This is a genomic window from Marinobacter nauticus ATCC 49840 (assembly GCF_000284615.1).
Classification (GTDB): domain Bacteria; phylum Pseudomonadota; class Gammaproteobacteria; order Pseudomonadales; family Oleiphilaceae; genus Marinobacter; species Marinobacter nauticus.
The window spans coordinates 2,517,699-2,538,002 of record NC_017067.1; the positions used below are offsets into that span (position 1 = coordinate 2,517,699).

General features: G+C 57.5%; 19 protein-coding genes. 7 read left to right on the forward strand and 12 right to left on the reverse strand.

Annotated elements, in window-relative coordinates:
• Positions 1 to 6: 6 nt before the first annotated feature.
• From bamA to rpsB, 9 genes are all read right to left on the reverse strand, one after another.
• Positions 7 to 2,325: an outer membrane protein assembly factor BamA gene (bamA, locus tag MARHY_RS11750; protein ID WP_014421993.1), complete on the reverse strand. Its 2,319-nt coding sequence runs from the start codon at positions 2,323 to 2,325 to the stop codon at positions 7 to 9.
• Positions 2,326 to 2,370: 45 nt separating this feature from the next.
• The gene (gene rseP, locus MARHY_RS11755) at positions 2,371 to 3,720 is read right to left on the reverse strand and encodes an RIP metalloprotease RseP (protein ID WP_014421994.1); all 1,350 of its coding nucleotides are present in this window, start codon (positions 3,718 to 3,720) and stop codon (positions 2,371 to 2,373) included.
• 49 nt (positions 3,721 to 3,769) lie between these two features.
• The gene (gene ispC / locus MARHY_RS11760) at positions 3,770 to 4,954 is read right to left on the reverse strand and encodes a 1-deoxy-D-xylulose-5-phosphate reductoisomerase (protein ID WP_014421995.1); all 1,185 of its coding nucleotides are present in this window, start codon (positions 4,952 to 4,954) and stop codon (positions 3,770 to 3,772) included.
• A complete protein-coding gene (locus tag MARHY_RS11765) occupies positions 4,951 to 5,796 on the reverse strand; it encodes a phosphatidate cytidylyltransferase (protein WP_041655549.1) in 846 nt (281 codons plus the stop codon). Before MARHY_RS11765 ends, ispC begins: the two co-directional genes overlap by 4 nt.
• Before the next feature lie 19 nt (positions 5,797 to 5,815).
• Complete coding sequence (uppS, locus tag MARHY_RS11770) at positions 5,816 to 6,586, reverse strand: polyprenyl diphosphate synthase (protein ID WP_014421997.1); 771 nt, start codon at positions 6,584 to 6,586, stop codon at positions 5,816 to 5,818.
• 62 nt (positions 6,587 to 6,648) lie between these two features.
• A complete protein-coding gene (gene frr, locus MARHY_RS11775; protein WP_031210096.1) occupies positions 6,649 to 7,206 on the reverse strand; it encodes a ribosome recycling factor in 558 nt (185 codons plus the stop codon).
• A gap of 69 nt (positions 7,207 to 7,275) precedes the next feature.
• Positions 7,276 to 8,004 (reverse strand): UMP kinase, encoded by a 729-nt coding sequence (gene pyrH, locus MARHY_RS11780; RefSeq protein ID WP_011786005.1) that lies wholly within the window; start codon positions 8,002 to 8,004, stop codon positions 7,276 to 7,278.
• A gap of 180 nt (positions 8,005 to 8,184) precedes the next feature.
• Entirely contained in the window at positions 8,185 to 9,054 is an 870-nt protein-coding gene (gene tsf / locus MARHY_RS11785) for a translation elongation factor Ts (RefSeq protein ID WP_014421998.1), read from the reverse strand.
• A gap of 93 nt (positions 9,055 to 9,147) precedes the next feature.
• Complete coding sequence (rpsB, locus tag MARHY_RS11790) at positions 9,148 to 9,900, reverse strand: 30S ribosomal protein S2 (protein ID WP_011786007.1); 753 nt, start codon at positions 9,898 to 9,900, stop codon at positions 9,148 to 9,150.
• Positions 9,901 to 10,172: 272 nt separating this feature from the next.
• Between rpsB and map the strand changes: the two genes are divergently transcribed.
• From map to dapE, 6 genes are all read left to right on the forward strand, one after another.
• Entirely contained in the window at positions 10,173 to 10,943 is a 771-nt protein-coding gene (gene map / locus MARHY_RS11795; RefSeq protein ID WP_014421999.1) for a type I methionyl aminopeptidase, read from the forward strand.
• Complete coding sequence (locus MARHY_RS11800) at positions 10,944 to 13,589, forward strand: [protein-PII] uridylyltransferase (protein WP_014422000.1); 2,646 nt, start codon at positions 10,944 to 10,946, stop codon at positions 13,587 to 13,589. It begins immediately after the preceding gene.
• On the forward strand, positions 13,586 to 14,788 hold the full coding sequence (dapC, locus tag MARHY_RS11805; RefSeq protein ID WP_014422001.1) for a succinyldiaminopimelate transaminase: 1,203 nt from the start codon (positions 13,586 to 13,588) through the stop codon (positions 14,786 to 14,788). The genes MARHY_RS11800 and dapC overlap by 4 nt, the downstream gene beginning before the upstream one ends.
• On the forward strand, positions 14,785 to 15,126 hold the full coding sequence (locus tag MARHY_RS11810; protein WP_014422002.1) for an ArsC family reductase: 342 nt from the start codon (positions 14,785 to 14,787) through the stop codon (positions 15,124 to 15,126). Before dapC ends, MARHY_RS11810 begins: the two co-directional genes overlap by 4 nt.
• A gap of 40 nt (positions 15,127 to 15,166) precedes the next feature.
• Positions 15,167 to 16,195: a 2,3,4,5-tetrahydropyridine-2,6-dicarboxylate N-succinyltransferase gene (gene dapD / locus MARHY_RS11815; protein WP_014422003.1), complete on the forward strand. Its 1,029-nt coding sequence runs from the start codon at positions 15,167 to 15,169 to the stop codon at positions 16,193 to 16,195.
• A gap of 86 nt (positions 16,196 to 16,281) precedes the next feature.
• Positions 16,282 to 17,412, forward strand: coding sequence for a succinyl-diaminopimelate desuccinylase (gene dapE / locus MARHY_RS11820; RefSeq protein WP_014422004.1), 1,131 nt, complete (start codon positions 16,282 to 16,284; stop codon positions 17,410 to 17,412).
• A 34-nt stretch (positions 17,413 to 17,446) separates the two neighbouring features.
• On the opposite strand, the gene MARHY_RS11825 is transcribed toward dapE, so the two are convergent.
• Complete coding sequence (locus tag MARHY_RS11825) at positions 17,447 to 17,665, reverse strand: SlyX family protein (RefSeq protein ID WP_011786014.1); 219 nt, start codon at positions 17,663 to 17,665, stop codon at positions 17,447 to 17,449.
• A 168-nt stretch (positions 17,666 to 17,833) separates the two neighbouring features.
• Here MARHY_RS11825 and MARHY_RS19050 point away from each other — a divergent pair, with 168 nt between their 5' ends.
• Complete coding sequence (locus MARHY_RS19050; protein ID WP_014422005.1) at positions 17,834 to 18,373, forward strand: cold-shock protein; 540 nt, start codon at positions 17,834 to 17,836, stop codon at positions 18,371 to 18,373.
• Positions 18,374 to 18,451: 78 nt separating this feature from the next.
• On the opposite strand, the gene MARHY_RS11835 is transcribed toward MARHY_RS19050, so the two are convergent.
• Positions 18,452 to 18,826 (reverse strand): hypothetical protein, encoded by a 375-nt coding sequence (locus MARHY_RS11835; RefSeq protein WP_011786016.1) that lies wholly within the window; start codon positions 18,824 to 18,826, stop codon positions 18,452 to 18,454.
• The gene (locus MARHY_RS11840) at positions 18,798 to 20,201 is read right to left on the reverse strand and encodes a hypothetical protein (RefSeq protein WP_014422006.1); all 1,404 of its coding nucleotides are present in this window, start codon (positions 20,199 to 20,201) and stop codon (positions 18,798 to 18,800) included. Before MARHY_RS11840 ends, MARHY_RS11835 begins: the two co-directional genes overlap by 29 nt.
• Positions 20,202 to 20,304 lie beyond the last annotated feature (103 nt).

Sequence of the window (20,304 nt, forward strand, 5' to 3'; positions counted from 1 at the left end):
GACCGGTCAGAACGTCTGCCCCAGTGAGAACTGGAAGACCTGGGTATCGTCACCGGATTTATCGTTCAGCGGCTTGGCCAGACTGAAAGCCAAGGGACCTACCGCGGTGATCCACTGGAAACTGATACCGGCTGAAGTCCGTACCTCACCCAACTCAGGGTCAAAACCTCTTTCGGTATCAAACACCTGACCGGCATCGACAAAGAACGACGTGCGCATCGAACGCGAATCTCCTGCAAAAGGCGTCGGGAAGATCAACTCCAGCCCGCCTTCTGTCAGAACGTTACCACCGAACGGATCGGGATCCGAGAAGTCGCCTGCTGCACGCTCCGCCTTGTTACCCAAAGAGTTTGCTTCATATCCCCGAACAGAGCCATAGCCCCCGGAATAGAAATGCTCGAAGAACGGCATCTGACTGCGGTCACCGTAGCCGTCCCCATACCCGATCTCCGATCGCGCTCTGAAGACCCAGTTGGCGGAATCCGTCAGCGGGAAATAGAAATCCGTTTTGTGGGTCGCCTTGTAGAAGGTCAGGTCACTGCCTGGCACAGCGACATCCAGCGACAGGGAATGACTGTAACCGTTGGTTGGCAGTACACCTCGGTTGAGCGTACTCCGCCGCCAGCTACCAAACAGGAAGTAATTGGTGAACGAATCCCCTTCGTCGGCGATAAAATCGCGAACTTCCTGGGCCGAGAATACCCCCGGCTTAATGTTTGATTGGGTAACGCCAGCACCGAAATTCAACCGCGTAATGGAATCTGTCGGATACCCGAACGTTACCCGGCCACCGTACTCATCGAGCAGGTAAGAGGAAATGTCTTCTTCCTCGTAATCGGTTTCACGGGCAAATAGACTGAAGCCCCGGCTTACCCCATCCACCGTGTAGTATGGATCCAGGTAGGAAACGTTGGCGCTCTTTACCGAATCGCTGAAGTTCACACCAAACGAGACACGCTTGCCGGTACCGAAGAAATTATTCTCGGACACAGACGCGCCCAGAATCACGCCCGAGTTTTGCGAGAAACCCACCGATGCGGACAAGCTGCCCGTTGGTTGCTCCTGCACGCTGTAGTTCACATCGACCAGGTCATCGGTGCCGGGTACCGGGACCGTTTCAACATCAACAGTCTGGAAGTAACCCAGGCGCTCAAGACGGGTCTTGGAGAACTCGATGCGATCGGACGAGGCTACCCCGCCCTCCATCTGGGTCATCTCCTGGCGCAGCACCTCATCCTTAGTGGACACGTTGCCGTCGAAGTTCACCCGACGTACATAGGCCCGCTTGCCGGGCTCCACAAAGAAGGTAACCGCAGCTGTATTGTCTTCACCCGGCTCCGGTACCGCATTGACGTTGGCAAACGCATAGCCTTCGCGGCCGAGCCGGAACGAGAGCGCTTCGGAAATCGCCGTCATCTGTGCACGGGAGAATACATCGCCTTCTTTAACCGGAATGAATTTCCGGAGCTCCTCCTCACCGACAATCAGCTCACCGCGCAAGCGAATGTCGGAGATGGTGTACTGGGGGCCTTCATTAACGGCGATGGCGATAAAGACTTCCTGCTTGTCCGGCGAGATGGACACCTGGCTGGATTCAACGTTGAAGTCCAGATAGCCGCGATCAAGATAAAACGAACGCAGAGACTCCAGATCCCCGCTCAGACGTTCCCGGGCGTATTTATCTTTGTTGGTCAGCGAGTTCCACCAGCTACTGGTACGCAACTCGAAGAGGCCGATGAGTTCTTCATCACTGAAATCTTCGTTCCCAACAATATTGATGTGCTGAATGGCAGCGACAGAACCCTCGTTGATGTCCAGGCGAATAGCAACACGGTTCCTGGGTAACTCTTCCGCGGTGGCTTTTACTCTTGCGTTGTAGCGGCCCTGGGCGATGTAGGAGCGAAGGATCTCCAGTTCCAGTTTCTCCAGGGTAGCACGCCGAAATACCTGACCTTCCTCCAGGCCCGCACCGGCCAGGGCATCCATCAGCATCTCGGTTTCGATATTCTTGTTACCCTCGATCTCAATGGAGGAAATCGACGGGCGTTCACGCACCGACAGAATCAGCACGCCTTCATCACGACTGGCCTGAATATCCGTAAACAATCCGGTCCGAAACAGATCCTTGATGGCGTCGGCCAACCGGGTCTCGTCCATACGCTCGCCGATGTTCACCGGAAAAGCCGAAAACACAGAACCCGCTGAAACCCGCTGAAGGCCCTCTACCTCGATATCCGCAACCGTGAATTCATCCGCCAGCGCTGGCTTTATACCGGTTGCGGTAATTGCTAGGCCAACGGCTACAGCTAGAAGGGAACGTCTCATTCAGTTATTTCGCCTGGTTAATGTGCGGTAAGGAGCCCGCAATTCTCACAACCGCATCAGGTCGTTGTAAAGAGCAAACACCATTAAAGTCAGTATCAAAGCCATACCGATTCGTAATCCAAAGGCCTGGGCCTGCTCGGAAAGTGGCTTCCGGCGAATGGCTTCGATGGTGTAGTACACAATGTGCCCACCATCCAGAACCGGAACGGGGAGCAGGTTAAGCACGCCAAGACTGACACTCAGATACGCCAGAAAGCGCACAAAGTCTTCGAACCCCGAGCTGACACTCGCCTCGGCAACCCGGGCAATGGTAATCGGTCCACTGAGATTGGTCGGAGACAGCAGCCCGGTGACCATCTTTTTAATCGCCACCAGTGTCAGGCGGGTGTCGGCCCAGGTTTCATTCACAGCATTCGGTATCGCCGCCAACGGCCCGTAGCGGACCTCCCGCAACAGTTCATCAGGCCAGTTCACTGCGCTTACGCCGGCACCTACGAAACCAACGACCTGACCATCCTCAAGCGTTCTCGAAGCAGGTGTTACCGGAACATTCAATTCATCGCCAGAGCGCTCGATGGTCAGTTCCAGAGTCTGTTCCGGGGCATTCCGAATATGCTCCACCAGAGCAAACCAGTCCGGTACCGGCTCGCCATCAACAGCCAATATGCGGTCACCGCCTTGCAGCCCGGCCGCATTTGCCCGACCATCGGCAGTCACCTCACCCAGCACCGCGGGCACATCCGGACGCCAGGGGGATATCCCGAATTCCGCCAGCGGGTTCGGAGTATCATCACTCAGGCGCCAGCCGTCCAATGGACCCGCCACAGTGCCCCTGGAACCATCCCGGGAAATCTCCAGCGAAACCTGACCGTACTCCCCCGCCCTCTCGAGCAGCCGCATGTTGACGTCTCGCCAGGAGGTCACCCTATGGCCGTCAACGGTATGGATTTCCATCCCGCTTTCCAGCCCTGCCCGTTCCGCAACGCTGCCCTGGGCCACCTCGCCAACCACCGGAGCGACCGTGGTAACGCCAACAACACTCAACACCCAGTAAGCGAGAATCGCGAACAGAAAATTGGCAATTGGGCCGGCAGCCGCAATGGCGATGCGCTGGGAAGGAGGTTTCGAGGTAAACGCCTGATCACGCAGCTCTTCCGGTACCGGGCCTTCCCGCTCATCCAGCATTTTCACGTATCCCCCCAGGGGGATAGCCGCTACCGCATATTCGGTTCCCTGACGGTCAAACCACGAAAACAGAGGCTTGCCGAACCCCACTGAAAAACGAAGCACCTTCACACCGAATCGGCGTGCCACCCAGAAATGGCCGTATTCGTGCAGCGTTACCAGAATTCCGAGGGTAAGCGCCAGTGCCAGTACGGTTTGAATGATCTGCATAGACGTTCCGGTTTATGGCTGAATGAGCGGCCTGTCAGACCCAGGGACGTCAGACAGCCAGCAGGCTGATCTGTTCCCTGGCCCGGCGGCGAGCCTCGGCATCTTTCGCGAAAATAGTGTCAAAGCTGTCCGCCGGCACAACTTCTGTGGCCGTCAGGGTTCGCTCTATAATAACGGGGATATCGGCAAAGCACAGCCGGCCTTCCAGAAACGCCGCCACTGCAACCTCGTTCGCCGCATTGAGTACCGCTGGCGCTGTACCGCCGGCAGCAAAGGCTTCGGCCGCAAGGCGCAAACAGGGGAAACGCTGCAAATCCGGGCGCTCAAAGTGAAAACGGCCAATGGCGAACAAATCCAGGGGCGCAACACCAGCCTCAATACGCTCAGGCCAGGCCAGGCCATTGGCAATGGGTGTACGCATATCCGGGCTTCCCAACTGGGCAAGCACCGAGCCGTCGGCATATTCAACCATGGAGTGAATGATGCTTTCGGGGTGGACATGAACCTGCACGTTTGCCGGCGTGGTATTGAACAGCCAGCAGGCTTCAATCAACTCCAGGCCCTTGTTCATCAGGGTTGCAGAGTCCACAGAAATCTTCTGGCCCATTGACCAGTTAGGATGGGCGCAGGCCTGGGCCGGCGTCACCGCCCGCAAGTCCTCAGCCGCAGACTCCCGGAAAGGTCCGCCGGAGGCGGTCAGAAGGATACGGGTAATACCCGCGCCATGAGGGTCTCGCACCTTGTCCGCCGGCATACACTGAAAAATGGCATTATGCTCGGAGTCAATGGGCAGCAGCTCGGCCCCGTGGCGCTCAACCGCGTCCATAAACAGTTTGCCGGACATCACCAACGCTTCTTTGTTGGCAAGAAGAACGCGTTTGCCGGCCCGGACTGCGGCCAGCGTTGGCGCCAGGCCGGCAGCGCCGACAATGGCAGCCATCACGGTGTCCGACTCCGCTGAAGCCGCCACCTCACAGAGCCCCGTTTCTCCCGCCAGCACTCGGGTCTCGGGCATATCCGCCAACAGCGCCTTCAGGCGTTCAGCAGCTTCTGAATCGGCCATCACCGCAACGGCCGGTCGAAATTCACGGCACAGGGTTGCTAATTCATCCGCCCGGGTTCCTGCGGTCAGGGCATACACTGAAAAGCGGTCCGGATGCCTGCGAATAACATCCAGGGTACTCAAGCCGATGGAGCCGGTTGCGCCAAGAACCGTAATCGAGCGTTTCGTCATGCCACGACCTGGCCGGCGGTCAACCAGCCCAACAGAGTAATCATCAGGGCAAATACCGGAATGGCCGCAGTGAGGCTGTCGATACGATCCATAATGCCGCCATGCCCGGGCAGCAGCTGACTGCTGTCCTTGATGCCTCGAAAGCGCTTCAGCATGCTTTCAAGTAAATCGCCAAGAACCGAGACAAAACCGGTCACCAGACTTGCCACCACCAGCAGCATGGCTTCCGCGACACCTGCGTTGGCCATAAGGCTGGCCACAATGGCGAGCAAGGCCACGGCAGCCAATCCCCCCCAGACGCCAGCCCAGGATTTGCCGGGACTGACGCGGGGTGCCAGCTTGGCTTTACCAAAGGCACGGCCGGCAAAATAGGCGCCGATATCAGCCACCCACACCACCAGAAAAATATACAGAATAACCACCAGATTATTGGCCACGTCGCCAAACTGGAAGCCGCCATTGCGAAGGTGATTCAGGCCCACCCACGCGGGCACCAGCACCATGAACCCCATCAGCGCCCTGACCGGGATAGCGCCCCAGCGTTCGGATCCGGCGGGATACCGTCTGACCAGCCAGAAACAGACCAACCACCAGGCAATCGCCAGCCAAAGCACCAACAGTGCTGGCAGGCCGCCCAGGGTATAGAGAAGTGCCGCCATAACCAGTGCATACCCGACGCGTCCGGGCTGGCTTTCGATTCCGGACATATTGGCCCATTCCCAGGCCCCTAACGTGATGATGGCGCCGGTAAACAGGGCGAACCCCAGAGGCGGAAGGAAAAAAATACCACCGATTGCAATCGGCGCCAGGATGAGTGCGGTAATGATTCGGGTTTTAAGCACGGTATTGGTCGCTTGGTCGTTATTGTTGTGCAGCGCGAGCAGCAATCTGGTCGTCGGTCTGACCGAAACGGCGCTGTCGATGGGCATAGGCATCAAGCGCCTTGAGCATTTGCTCGCTCTTGAAATCCGGCCAGAATACCTCGGAAAAGTAGAATTCGGTGTAGGCCAGGTGCCATAACAGGAAATTGCTGATGCGCTGTTCGCCTGCTGTCCGGATAAGGAGATCCGGCATGGGAAGATCACCGATACTCAGGTGCTCCTGGATCAGGTCATCGGTGATATCTGACGGTTCCAGCTGGCCCGCCTTCACTTGCTCCGCCACCTTACGGGTCGCCTGGGTGATGTCCCAGTGGCCACCGTAATTGGCCGCAATCACCACCGTCATACGGGTATTGTCACGGGTCAGCGCCTCGGCTTTCTCCATGTGCTCCTGGAGCGCCGGATTGAAGGCTGAACGATCACCGATAATCCGTAGGCGGATATTGTTGCGATGCAGTTTGCGGACTTCCCGCTCCAATGCGATCAGGAACAGACGCATAAGAGCTGATACTTCGTCCTTGGGCCGGCGCCAGTTCTCGCTGGAAAAGGCAAACAGGGTCAATACCTCCACGCCCTCTTTGGCGCAGGTTTCCACCACCGCCTTGACCGCATCCACCCCGGCCTTGTGGCCCGCCACTCCCTTAAGCCGGTGCGCTTTGGCCCAGCGGTTATTGCCATCCATGATAATGGCGACATGCCGGGGGCAGTTATCTGCTGCCACCGGAATTTCTGCGGTAACTTTTTCCGTCATGAAATCCTCTGTGCGGCGGGACTCCCCCGCCGCTGATCCTGCTCCTGAATGAACCCGGGCGCTTAAACCGCCATCAGGTCCTCTTCCTTCGACTTCAACATCTTTTCAACTTCGGCGATGTATTTGTCGGTGAGCTTCTGAATTTCATCTTCGCCACGGTGCTGATCGTCTTCGCTGATTTCCTTTTCCTTAACCAGCTCTTTGATCATGTGATTGGCATCGCGACGAGCGTTACGAATAGACACCCGACCATGCTCCGCATCCGCCTTTGCCTGCTTGACCATTTCTTTACGGGTCTCTTCGGTCAGCATCGGCATGGGCACGCGGATGATGTCGCCACTGGTGGCCGGATTCAGGCCAAGGTCAGACGTCATGATCGCCTTTTCAATCGTGGGCACCAGATTCTTTTCCCAGGGCGCAACGGTCAACGTCCGGTTATCTTCCACGTTCACGCTGGCCACCTGCTTCAGCGGTGTTTCCTGACCGTAGTAGTTCACCATTACGCTGTCCAGGATCGCCGGATGGGCACGTCCGGTACGGATTTTATTGAAAGCCGAGTGCAGAGCCTCCAGGCTCTTTTTCATTTTCTTTTCGGCTTCAGCTTTGATGTCGTTAATCACGTCAGCTTCCTCAATTCGTTCGTCTGGTTCCATGCAGGAAGCCGGCACTTCAGGCGCCGGCAGCCTTATTCATTCAATCAGTGTGCCTTCCCGTTCCCCGGTCACAATGCGCGTCAGAACACCGGGGCGGTTCATGTCGAAGACCCGCAGCGGCATACCGTGATCCCGCGCCAGGCAGATGGCCGTGAGATCCATCACGCCCAGTTTCTTGTCCAGAACCTCATCATAGGTCAGGTGGTCGTATTTTACTGCGGTAGGATCAAGATGGGGATCGGCCGAGTAAACGCCATCTACCTTGGTTGCCTTCAGAACAGCGTCAGCTTCAATTTCAATGCCACGCAGGCAGGCTGCAGAGTCCGTGGTGAAGAACGGGTTGCCGGTACCCGCACTGAAGATGACCACATCACCTTCCTTGAGATCCCGCACCGCACGGCGACGGTCATAATGCTCAACAATACCGCTCATGGGGATAGCAGACATCACGCGGGTACGGATGTTCGAGCGCTCCAGCGCATCACGCATGGCCAGGCCGTTCATGACCGTGGCCAGCATCCCCATGTGGTCTCCGGTCACGCGATCAAGGCCTGCCGCATTGAGGGCTGCACCGCGAAACAGGTTGCCACCGCCAATGACCAGCCCCACTTGAACACCAATGCCAATAAGGGCACCGATTTCCAGGGCCATACGATCAAGAACTTTGGGATCAATACCGAAATCGTGCTCTCCCATCAGGGCTTCGCCACTGAGCTTGAGCAGAACACGCTTGTATCTGGGCTGGTTTTTCGAAGATGTCGGCATGGTGGTCCCCTTCTCGTCTGTTGGCTATCCGGCGCAAACCCGTTGCAGGCTTGTATCTGACATACTCCTCAAAAAAGGGGTATCTCAGATACAAGCCCGCCACGAAAGCCGGGCGAACCCGGCTGACGTGGCAGACTCAGGTGGCACTGCCATATTGCACGGCAGTGCCTCGAAGAGGAATCAGGCCTTGCCTGTGCCAGCGGCAGCAGCCACTTCAGCAGCAAAATCCACTTCTTCTTTCTCGATGCCTTCACCCACTTCCAGGCGAATGAAACCAACCAGGTCGCCACCGGCCGACTTGATCAGGTCACCCACTTTCTGGTCCGGGTTCTTGACGAACGGCTGCTCAACCAGGCTGTTTTCAGCCAGGAACTTCTTGATGCGGCCACCCATCATCTTTTCAACGATCTCAGCAGGCTTGCCTTCCATATCCGGCTGGGCCTTGATGATCTCTTTCTCTTTTTCCAGCTCTTCAGCCGGCATGTCGTCAGGCTTGCCAACGCGCGGGTTAACAGCAGCAACGTGCATGGCGATATCGCGAGCCAGCTCTTCGTTACCTGCAGTCAGGGCAACAACGGAAGCGATCTTGTTGTTGCTGTGCACGTAACCACCCACAACCGGGCCTTCAACCTTGATGATGCGACGAACGGTGATGTTTTCACCGATCTTCTGAACCAGCGCCTCACGCTTGGCTTCCAGGTCGCCTTCCATCAGCTTGGCAACGTCAGTTTCGCCCTTCTCGAAGGCAACATTCAGAACGTCGTTGGCGAAGTTCATGAAGTTGTCGTCGCGAGCAACGAAGTCAGTTTCGGAGTTCACTTCCAGAATGAAGGCCACGGTGTTGTCGTCAGACACCTTGACCAGAGACACGCCTTCAGCGGCAGTACGGCCGGCCTTCTTGGCGGCTTTCAGACCGGAAGACTTGCGCAGCTCTTCAATCGCAGTTTCAACATTGCCTTCAGCTTCAACCAGTGCTTTTTTGCACTCCATCATGCCAAGGCCGGTACGCTCACGCAGCTCTTTGACCATTGCAGCGGTAATTGCAGCCATGTTCAATCCTCTTGTCTTTTCCGAATTCGGTGGGGAGGTATACCCGCATAAACAGGCGGGCATACCTTACAACTCAAACGTTAAGCCTGGATGTTACTCGGCGGCCGGAGCAGCGCCTGCAGCATCTTCGCTGACTTCAACAAACTCGTCAGCGCCAGCGCCGGCAGACTGGGAAGCTTCCAGACAGGTATCGGCAACGGCTTTCACGTAGATCTGGATAGCACGGATGGCGTCATCGTTACCCGGGATCACGTAATCAACACCATCGGGATCGCTGTTGGTATCAACAACACCGATAACAGGAATACCCAGCTTATTGGCTTCCTTGATGGCGATACGCTCGTGGTCTACGTCGATAACAAACAGGGCATCCGGCAGGCCACCCATATCCTTGATACCACCGATGGAGCGCTCGAGCTTATCCATCTCACGGGTACGCTCAAGGGCTTCTTTCTTCGTCAGCTTGTCGAAAGTACCGTCCTGGCTCTGGGCTTCCAGATCACGGTAGCGACGAATAGACTGACGGATGGTCTTGTAGTTGGTCAGCATACCACCCAACCAGCGGTGGTTAACGTAAGGCTGACCGGAACGCTGAGCTTCTTCCTTGATGATCTTGGAAGCCGCGCGCTTGGTACCAACAAACAGGATCTTGTTCTTGTTCTCAGCCAGAGACTGAATGAAGTTCAGCGCTTCATTCATGGCCGGAACAGTCTGCTCCAGGTTGATGATATGAATCTTGTTACGGGCGCCGAAGATGAACTTCGACATTTTCGGGTTCCAGTAGCGAGTCTGGTGACCGAAGTGAGCACCTGCCTTGAGCAGGTCACGCATATTTACCTGAGCCATGATATTTACCTTTTAGCTTCGGGTTAGTCCTCCACGCGTCCGATTGCCCCAACCAGCCTCCTTTAAACAGGAGCCGGCACCCTGGGACAACGTGCTGACACGTGTGTGAATTTGCCGGATTCGTTTCCGGCGGCGCGTTTATACCATATCTGCCAGGCCAAACGCCATTATTTTTAGCCCCGGACTATGGCCAGCATAGCCTGCTCCCCGCCTTGTACCTTATGTCGCCGCCCCTTAAAATGCCGGTTTGATACAAATCAACAGGAAGCCCGATGCAGGTAACTATCAAGACCCCCGAAGAGATTGAAAAGATGCGCGTGGCCGGTCGCCTGGCTGCCGAAGTTCTGGAAATGCTCGACGAACATGTCAAACCCGGCATCACCACGGAAGAGCTGGATCGTATTGCGCACGACTATATCGTCAACACACAGAAGGCAATTCCCGCGCCCCTGAACTACAAGGGCTTCCCCAAGTCTATCTGCACATCCGTCAACCACGTAATCTGTCACGGCATCCCGTCCGAGAAGAAAGTGCTGAAGGAAGGCGACATCATCAATATTGATGTCACTGTCATCAAAGACAGTTACCACGGCGACACCAGCAAGATGTGGATTGTGGGTAAACCCAAGCCCGGCACCGAACGTCTGATCCAGATCACCCAGGAGTGCCTATATAAAGGCATTGAACTGGTGAAACCCGGAACCCGCCTGGGTGATATTGGCCACGTAATACAGCAGTATGCCGAGAAACACCGTTACTCCGTTGTCAGAGACTATTGCGGCCACGGCATTGGCAAAGTGTTTCATGAGGAGCCCCAGGTAATGCACTACGGCAAGCCCGGCACCGGCATGGAACTCAAAGAAGGCATGACCTTTACCATCGAGCCGATGATCAACCAGGGCAAATACCAGACCAAGCTACTGGCAGATGGCTGGACGGTGGTCACCAAGGATCACAAACTGTCGGCACAGTGGGAGCACACCATTCTGGTAACTGCGGATGGCTATGAGGTGCTGACCCGCCGATCGGAAGAGTCATTCTAAGTGGACCGAAGCGAGCTGGAATCCCGAATCAGTAACGACACCTCACCGGTGTTTGCCGCACGCGAACTCTTGCGGGAAAGTTATAACGCTGATGCCGAGGCATTTCAGCAAGGTGCCGATGTCCGCGCCCTGGTTCTTGCCAGGGCCAACACCATCGACAAGGTACTCCGGCTGATCTGGAACAGATACCCGTTCTCCCGCTCCGCAGACATTGCACTGGTGGCCGTGGGGGGGTATGGCCGGGGCGAGCTGCACCCTCATTCCGATATTGACCTGCTGATCCTGACCCGCAATGGCATAGAAGAGGACTGGCAGGAAGACCTGGGAGCGTTTGTCACTCTGCTCTGGGACCTCAAACTGGATATTGGCCACAGCGTTCGCAGCCTGGCGGAATCCATTCAGGCCGCCCGGGAAGACATCACCATTCTGACCAACCTGCTGGAAACACGCACGATCGCAGGCCCGGATGGTTTACGGGCCGAACTCAGTGAGATGGTGTATTCGGACGACGTCAGCTCCGATCGGGACTACTTCCTCGCCAAACGTGAAGAGCAGCAGCAACGTCACAAGAAGTACGGCGACACGGAGTACAATCTGGAGCCCAACGTCAAAGGCTCTCCTGGCGCCCTTCGGGATATCCAGACCATCGGCTGGATCACCAAGCGCCATTTCGGCCTGCAGAATATTGCCGACCTCACCCGCTTCAGCATCCTGACCGAAGAAGAGCACCAGATTCTGTACCAGGGGGAGACCTTCCTCTGGCGGCTCCGATTTGGCCTTCAACTGCTGGCCGACCGCAATGAAAATCGACTGTTATTTGACCACCAGCGCGCCCTGGCACAAATGCTCGGTTACCAGGACGAAGGTAAACGTCTGGGCGTAGAGCTGATGATGCAGCAGTACTACCGCACTGTGCTTGCACTGGCGGAGCTGGCCGACGTGATCCTGCAGTATTATGACGAAGCCATCATTGGCAGCGGCGGCGAAGATGAAATCCGCCCCCTGAACAAACGTTTCCAGGTTCGCAACCTTTACATTGAAGCGGTGAACAATCAGGTGTTCGCCTACGCCCCGTACGCGATCATGGAAATCTTCGTGCTGATGGCGCAACACCCGGAGATCAAAGGTATCCGGGCCACCACGATTCGCTCACTCCGGGCCCACAGGCATCTGATTGATGACGCGTTCCGGTCTGACCTGGCCGTCACTACGCTGTTTATGGAGCTGCTACGCACGCCCCACGCCCTGGACCAGACCCTGTCGGCCATGAAGAAGTACAACGTGCTGGGCCGCTACCTGCCGGAGTTCGGCCAGATCATTGGCCAGATGCAGCACGACCTTTTCCATATCTATACGGTAGACGCCCACACCATGCGGGTGATCCGCAATATGGTGAGGCTCAACAGCACCGAGGCCAGAACCGAATACCCCCTGGCCTCGCGCCTGATACACCGGCTACCCAAACTGGAAACCTTGTTTATTGCCGGCCTCTACCACGACGTGGCAAAAGGCCGGGGCGGCGACCATTCCGAGCTTGGCGCCATTGATGCCGAAGCCTTTTGCGAGCGGCACCATCTCAGTGAACGGGACACCCAACTGGTGTCCTGGCTGGTGGAAAACCACCTGTTGATGTCGATGACCGCGCAGCGCAAGGATATTTCCGACCCGGACATCATTCAGGCCTTTGCCCGCGCGGTACCCAGCCTCGCCCACCTGGACTATCTCTACATCCTCACGGTTTGCGATATCAGTGCCACCAATCCCAAACTGTGGAACACCTGGCGCGCGTCGTTGTTGCGCCAGCTTTATATAGAAACCAAACGAGCGCTGCGCCGCGGCACTGACAATCCGGTAGACCGGCAGTCCTGGATCCGGGCCACCCAGGAGGAAGCCAGGGAAATCCTCCACGCCCAGAACATGACCGATGAACAGATCGACCAGATCTGGAATACCGTGGACGACGAATACTTCCTGCAGGATTCCACTGTCGATATCGCCTGGCAAACAGCCGCCATCATTCGCCACGGCGACAACCCGGATCCTCTGGTGCTGATCCGGGACACCCGGGGTGGCCCGACTGACGGCTATTCCCAGATCATCATCTACATGAAAGATCGCGTCGCCCTGTTTGCCGCCACCACCGCTGTTCTGGAACAGCTGAACCTGAACATTGTGGATGCCCGCATCAATTCCACCGAAGGCCCCTATTCCATCAGCTCCTATGTGGTTCTGGATGACAAGGGCCAGCCGCTGGGTATCGATCCGGCCCGGAAGGAGCGCGTACGCAAGCGACTGATTGAAGAACTGGACGACCCGGAAGACTATCCGGACATCATCCATCGCAGAACGCCAAGGCAGTTGAAACACTTTGCGTTCCCGACCGAGGTGACTTTCTCCAACGACACCATCAATCAGCGTACGGTGATGGAACTGATCACGCCGGACCGCCCCGGTCTGCTGGCGCGGATTGGCCAGGTGTTGCTGGAACACCGTGTGCGGCTGACCAACGCCAAGATTGCCACTCTGGGAGAGCGGGTTGAAGACGTGTTCTTCATCACCGACGAACAGGGCGACCCCCTGCGCGACCCGGGCGTGTGCCAGGCCCTGCAACAGGACCTCTGTAAAATGCTGGACGAGATTCAATGAACCCCAATCTGGAAAGACTTCACCCCTATCCCTTCGAGAAACTGGCCAAACTGAAGGCCGGCATTTCGGTGCCAGAACATCTGGCGCCCATCTCCCTGGGAATTGGTGAGCCCAAGCACCCATCGCCAGCCTTCGTAAAGGACGTTATTGCCGATAATCTGGATAAACTGGCGAATTACCCCACGACCAAAGGCACGGACGAACTTCGTAGCGCGATTGCTGCATGGGCAACCCACCGGTTTGATCTTGCACCGGCGTCATTGGATCCGAACCGCCACGTGGTGCCCGTAAACGGAACCCGCGAAGCCATCTTCGCCCTGGTTCAGGCGGTTGTGGATGCTGGCAAACCCGCCACCGTGGTCAGCCCCAATCCTTTCTATCAGATCTACGAAGGCGCAGCCTTCCTGGCCGGCGCCACACCGGTTTATCTGCCCTGCGATGGCGGCAATGGCTTCATCCCGGACTTCGACGCCGTGCCCGAGTCGGTCTGGGAGAACTGCCAGATCCTGTTCCTGTGCTCGCCCGGCAATCCGAGTGGAGCGGTGATTCCGAGGGAAACCCTGGTAAAAGTGATTGAACTGGCTGACCGGCACGATTTCCTGATTGCCTCGGACGAGTGCTATTCAGAGCTCTACCCGGACGAAGCCAACCCGCCGGAAGGCTTGCTGCAAACCTGCGCCGCCATCGGCCGCCACGATTTCAAGCGCTGTGTGGTGTTCCACAGCCTGTCCAAACGCAGCAACCTGCCGGGCCTGCGGTCCGGCTTTGTGGCCGGCGACGCCGAGGTACTGGCCGGCTACCTGAAATACCGCACCTACCATGGCTGTGCCATGCCTATACATAATCAGCTGGCCAGTATCGCCGCCTGGAACGATGAAGACCATGTGCGCGAAAACCGCGCCGCCTACCGGGCCAAGTTCGAGGCAGTCGTGCCCATTCTGCGCGAAGTGATGAACGTCGACTTCCCGGATGCCGGCTTCTACCTCTGGCCGGAGACGCCCATGGACGACGAAACTTTCGCCCGGGAACTGTCTGCCCGACAGAACGTACACGTATTGCCGGGCCGATATCTGTCGCGCACGGTAAACGGCCACAACCCGGGTGAAAACCGCGTGCGCATGGCGCTGGTGGCTCCCCTGGAGGAATGCGTTGAGGCGGCGAAACGTATCGTTGAGTTCGTAAAAGGTTTTAAACAATGAAGTTATATGGCATCCGCAACTGCGACACCGTTAAAAAGGCCCGGAAGTGGCTGGATGAGCACGGCTTGGACTATGAGTTCCATGATTTCAAGAAAGACGGCCTGAGCAGCGAGAAGCTCAGCCAGTGGGAACAGGCCGTTGGCTGGGAAACGCTCCTGAACAAACGCGGGACCACCTGGCGAAAACTTCCCGACGAGGTTCGTGATACCATTAGCGCCCAAAGTGCCCACCAGATCATGCTGGACAACCCCTCCATCATCAAGCGCCCTGTCGTCGAGCGCGGAGACGGCGTAAATGTGGGGTTCAACGCAGACGACTGGTCTGCGTGGCTGGGCTGAATTTTTCTGACTATTTAATGACAACAGGAGCAACCACCAGATGAGTTTTGCATTCGGTATCGGAATCGGCACCCAGAACAACCAGGGCGAGTGGCTGGAGGTGTACTACCAGCAGCCGATCATGACACCCGACAGAGACCTGATCGACGTGGTTGAGTCTGCGCTGGACTATAAAGGTGGCAACCAGGCCATCAGCGTGAAAGCAGAACAACTGGCACAGTTTGCCAACGCCCTTCGCCAACTGGGCCGGACAGACCAGGCCAAACTGGCCGAGAAAGCGGCTGAGAGCAAGCGCCCCGTAGTAGTCACCGTACTGGCAACGGACGATACCGCTTCCAGCACGCCGGAGGTGTACCTGAAACTGCACCTGATCTCACATCGCCTGGCCAAGCCCCACAGCCTGAAGCTGGACGGCATTTTTGGTCTGCTGCCCAACCTGGCCTGGACTAACGAAGGCGCCATTGACCTGAATGAGCTGCCGGAGCGGCAACTGCAGGCACGCCTGGAAGGCCGCATTCTGGAAGTGAAGTCGGTCGACAAATTCCCGCAGATGACCGATTACGTGGTGCCCAAGGGTGTACGTATTGCCGACACCGCCCGGGTACGTCTGGGTGCCTACGTAGGCGAAGGTACCACCGTCATGCATGAAGGCTTTATCAACTTCAACGCCGGTACCGAAGGCACCAGCATGATCGAAGGGCGCATCTCCGCCGGCGTGGTGATCGGTAAAGGCTCCGATCTGGGCGGCGGCTGTTCCACCATGGGCACGCTTTCTGGCGGCGGCAACATCATTATTTCCGTGGGCGAGAACTGCCTGCTGGGCGCCAATGCCGGCATCGGCATCCCGCTGGGCGATCGCTGTACCGTTGAAGCTGGCCTGTACATCACCTCAGGCACCAAGGTGGCCCTGCTGGATGACCACAACAAACTGGTGGAAGTGGTGAAAGCCCGCGATCTGGCCAGCAAAAACGATCTGCTGTTCCGTCGCAACAGCCAGACCGGTGCGGTTGAGTGTAAAACCAACAAGACCGCCATTGAACTGAACGAAGAACTGCACGCCAACAACTAAGGCTGCAGCCCGCCACAGAACCCACGAACACCGGGGGTTCTGTGGTGTTATTCCCTCTACTCTTTCCTTATCGAACAGGTTTCTCTATGTCGCTCTCCCCCACCCTGGAACTTGCCAAGGACCTTATCCGCCGCCAATCCGTAACGCCGGACGACGCGGGCTGCCAGGAACTCATGATGTCACGCCTGGCGCCGCTGGGTTTCAGTGGGGAGAACCTGCGCTTTGGCGAAACCGACAACCTGTGGGCAAGAAAGGGCGACAATGGGCCGGTTCTGGCATTCGCCGGCCACACCGACGTGGTACCCACCGGCCCCGAGAAAAACTGGGCTCACCCGCCGTTTGACCCGATCATCAAGGACGGCTACCTGCACGGTCGGGGCGCAGCGGACATGAAGGGAAGCCTGGCGGCCTTCATCACCGCCTGTGAACGCTTTGTGGCCAACCACCCGAATCATCGGGGCTCGATTGCCCTGCTGATCACCAGCGATGAGGAAGGCCCGGCCCAGGATGGTACCGTGAAAGTGGTGGAAACTCTCGAATCCCGCAATGAGAAAATGGACTGGTGCCTGATTGGCGAACCTTCCAGCACCCATCAGGTAGGGGATATCATCAAGAATGGCCGGCGCGGCTCCCTTCACGGATACCTCACCGTTCACGGCGTTCAGGGCCACGTGGCCTACCCGCATCTGGCCGAGAATGCCGTCCACAACGTTGCACCGGCACTGGACGCGTTGGCCAAGGAATTCTGGGACAACGGCAACGACTTCTTCCCGCCTACCACCTTCCAGATAACTCGTGTCGAGGCCGGCGTCGGCAGCAATATTGTGCCCGGGGAGTGCCTGGTGCACTTCAACTTCCGTTACTGCACCGAGAACACCGCGGAAAGTCTGGAAGAAAGAGTGGTCGCCATCCTGGACCGCCACCACCTGAAGTACGACCTGCAATGGCACCTCAGTGGCCGGCCATTCCTGACCGACAAAGGCGCGCTGGTATCAGCCGCACAGAATGCCATTCGAACTGTGACTGGCCGTGAAACAGAACTGTCTACGTCCGGCGGCACCTCAGACGGTCGCTTCATTGCGCCCACCGGTGCCCAGGTGGTCGAACTTGGCCCGATCAACGCCACCATTCACAAGGTGGACGAGTGTGTGAAGGCTGAGGACCTGGACACGCTGTCCGAGATCTACGAACAGATCCTGGTCGAGCTGCTGGCATAAAGAATCGAACCAGAGGCTCACAATGAGCCTCTGATCAATAATGCGGCGGGGGTGTTTCCTCTTCTTCCCGCCGGATATTGGACGGCGAGATATCCTTGAGTTGCTTGTGCAGCATTTTCTTGGCGTCCCACAGTTCCCGAATGTCCATCTCCTGCTTGGCGACCTGATCACTCAACGTGTTGATCAGCTCATCCTGGAACGCAAGTCGCATTTCCAGTTCTGCCAGTCGTTCTTCCAGGGAGTTTTTGCTCATGAGGTTTGGTCAGCCCTTTCTGTAATCTGGTATCATGCCGCCTTTTACCGCCTGTGGCCGGGATAATCAGTTTTCCCGGGGTTGGCGGCGTTCACCGGCCAGACATGCCATGTTACCCGATGTCCGGCTTTTTATCGTCAGTGTTAAACCATGGAGAATAACCAACCAATGCGTAATCCAGCCAAAGCGATCCTTGTTGCCATTCTGATCGCGATTCCGGCACCGTTTGTACTCGGCCTTCTGCTTACCACCACTCCGGAACCCCTGAAAATCCTGGCGTTGGGCCAGGGCCTGGAAGCTCTGGGCAGCCAGGGTGGCATAGCGGCCTATCTGTTCGCGTTTGTTGTCTTTGCCGTTGCCGCCTTTGCTGCGATTGCACTCGCCGGCAAGCAGCCTGCCGCCAGGAACTCAGCCGCGCGCAAGGCAGCACCTCGCAGTGCCCAGCCCAGCAATCAGTATGACGACGACGAAGACGATTTTGACGACAGCACTCCGGAAGGTAACGAGGAAGGCACCGTCAAGTGGTTCAACGTCAAGAAAGGCTTCGGCTTTATCGTTCGTGACAGTGGCGACGAGATCTTTGTGCACTTCCGCGCCATCCGTGGCCGTGGTCGCCGCGTGCTTCGCCAGGGCCAACTGGTGCGCTTTAACGTGGTTGAGGCAGACAAAGGCCTGCAGGCAGACAACGTGTCTATCCTGAGCGACTGAGACAGCTCCCGCACGCGCCAATAAAAAAGCAGCCTCTCGGGGCTGCTTTTTTGTTTCAAGCCGAAAACCTTGTGACTGTCAGTTCCAGACCACCAACTGCTCGCCGCGATGATCCAGCCGCCACCACTTATCGTCCTCCACCGGGTCCCCTTCTTTCCAGTCTCCCGGGCTGCAGCGGATTTCAGTATCCATTGCCCGCCAGGCACTACGAGCGCAATCCAGGTCGCTGTTCCAGGGCAGCTCATCGCCTTCCATCACCAGTGAAGTGAAACGCTTGCCGAAAGCGCCCGGATACAGCGTGATGCGCACCCGCGCGCCGCTATACCTGGCCATGCCCTTCACCACGGAACTGACGTCGGTATCGTCCAACTGTAATTCGTCCAGTTGGCCTTCCAGCCAGTTGGAGACCGCGGCCGGTTCAAGGTCACGAATGTAGATTTCCAGATCCTGCACCCAAGGATTCTCCCTGCAGTTGTTCGCAATGTCGCACATAGTGAACCGGCCCGGGCCTCGCTGCAACCCATCGCTCCAGTTCCTCGCGCAGATCGTCCACCAGCAATCGTCGGAGCGTGCCGGCCCGCTTGCGCTCGTGCCAGAGAACATCCGCCGCCGCCTGTTCAATCATCAGGACCTTGGCTTTCTGCTCCGGGAGATGGCAATCTTCTCCCCGCGCCAGTGCAACCAGAGACTGCCGGCGCCACACATCTTTTTCGCCCTCCAGTGCCGCCGCCGACACCGAGCCACGACTGGCAAACAAATCCAGCCGGGCGGCGGCTCGCCGTAACCACTGCAGCATACCACCAGGAGTGCTGACACAGCTGCTTTGTCGGGAAGCCGCATATTCGAGAGCCGCCTGGGAAACCTGGATATTCCAACGCTTTTCGATTGCCGGTTGATGTGCGGTGAGTACCGCCCTCCGCTGACGGACGCTCACTGGAGGCAACTCCAGAACCTCAGGTTCACGACCCAGCAACTGCCCCAGCCGAACGACACCGCTGGAATCCGTCATCGAATCACGACCAATCAGCAGGATTGGCCCAGACCAGCCGGAAACCAGATCCCGGATCAGGCCCAGCGGCTCGGCTATCAACGTCAGCAAATCGGCGGGGCTGACATTGTCCAATACCAGCGCAGGCCAATGCTCAGAGGACGAATCACCTGACGGTAAAACCGGTTGATCACAGGCCAGCACTTCCGACTCCCGGCGAGGATCAACCTGAACCCAGGCCAGGCCGGGAGTGCTCAGGAGCGAGTGCAGCCAGGCCGACTTGCCGGCACCCCTCGGCCCTCGAACCCAAATCAGTGCTTCGGGATTGGCCGCCAGGGCAACCGCAACATCTTCCGCCAGCGCGAGCCATTCTGGTTCAGCAATCGATACCGGCGCAACGAAACGGGCATCGGAGGTGGGCACAGGCACGTCATGTGCCGAGGGCCAGTAGGTCACAAGCTCGAGTACAGCCACATAGGCTTTATCCTGAAGCCGCTCACACTGGGACGTCAGGGCTTTCAGAAGCAAGGGCCAATCGAGCCAGGGGGCCTCGGCCGACTCGCGGGCGGAGGCAATCCAATAGATCAACTGGGAGGACAGATCACCGTCTCCGACCACCCCGGTCACGATGGGCTGCTCACCCTGAATGGTGCGAACGAGTTCGTCCAGATCGATACTCTGGCGTTGCAAAAACGGGGGAATCGCGGGGATGGCATCGAGCAATGCCAGCAGAAAATCTTCGGCAGTAATCACAGAACCGCCCCGGCGCCCAACACTTTCTCGGGCCATCAACAGCGCGGTCTGACACTCCGGAGACAGACATCCTTGCCAATCTTCCATCGGGGCATCTCCTTCCTTGGCTTACGGGCATCGTCCTGATGCCACCTGAACAGCCCGGAATTCTAGAACCGTGTCACGAATGTGACAACGACCAACGCCCGTT

Bases quoted from the DNA above. Each gene is read 5' to 3' on its own strand.
- bamA (WP_014421993.1), bottom strand. From the start codon at position 2,325: ATGAGACGTTCCCTTCTAGCTGTAGCCGTTGGCCTAGCAATTACCGCA.
- rseP (WP_014421994.1), bottom strand. From the start codon at position 3,720: ATGCAGATCATTCAAACCGTACTGGCACTGGCGCTTACCCTCGGAATT.
- ispC (WP_014421995.1), bottom strand. From the start codon at position 4,954: ATGACGAAACGCTCGATTACGGTTCTTGGCGCAACCGGCTCCATCGGC.
- uppS (WP_014421997.1), bottom strand. From the start codon at position 6,586: ATGACGGAAAAAGTTACCGCAGAAATTCCGGTGGCAGCAGATAACTGC.
- pyrH (WP_011786005.1), bottom strand. From the start codon at position 8,004: ATGCCGACATCTTCGAAAAACCAGCCCAGATACAAGCGTGTTCTGCTC.
- tsf (WP_014421998.1), bottom strand. From the start codon at position 9,054: ATGGCTGCAATTACCGCTGCAATGGTCAAAGAGCTGCGTGAGCGTACC.
- rpsB (WP_011786007.1), bottom strand. From the start codon at position 9,900: ATGGCTCAGGTAAATATGCGTGACCTGCTCAAGGCAGGTGCTCACTTC.
- map (WP_014421999.1), top strand. From the start codon at position 10,173: ATGCAGGTAACTATCAAGACCCCCGAAGAGATTGAAAAGATGCGCGTG.
- dapC (WP_014422001.1), top strand. From the start codon at position 13,586: ATGAACCCCAATCTGGAAAGACTTCACCCCTATCCCTTCGAGAAACTG.
- MARHY_RS11810 (WP_014422002.1), top strand. From the start codon at position 14,785: ATGAAGTTATATGGCATCCGCAACTGCGACACCGTTAAAAAGGCCCGG.
- dapD (WP_014422003.1), top strand. From the start codon at position 15,167: ATGAGTTTTGCATTCGGTATCGGAATCGGCACCCAGAACAACCAGGGC.
- dapE (WP_014422004.1), top strand. From the start codon at position 16,282: ATGTCGCTCTCCCCCACCCTGGAACTTGCCAAGGACCTTATCCGCCGC.
- MARHY_RS11825 (WP_011786014.1), bottom strand. From the start codon at position 17,665: ATGAGCAAAAACTCCCTGGAAGAACGACTGGCAGAACTGGAAATGCGA.
- MARHY_RS19050 (WP_014422005.1), top strand. From the start codon at position 17,834: ATGCGTAATCCAGCCAAAGCGATCCTTGTTGCCATTCTGATCGCGATT.
- MARHY_RS11840 (WP_014422006.1), bottom strand. From the start codon at position 20,201: ATGGAAGATTGGCAAGGATGTCTGTCTCCGGAGTGTCAGACCGCGCTG.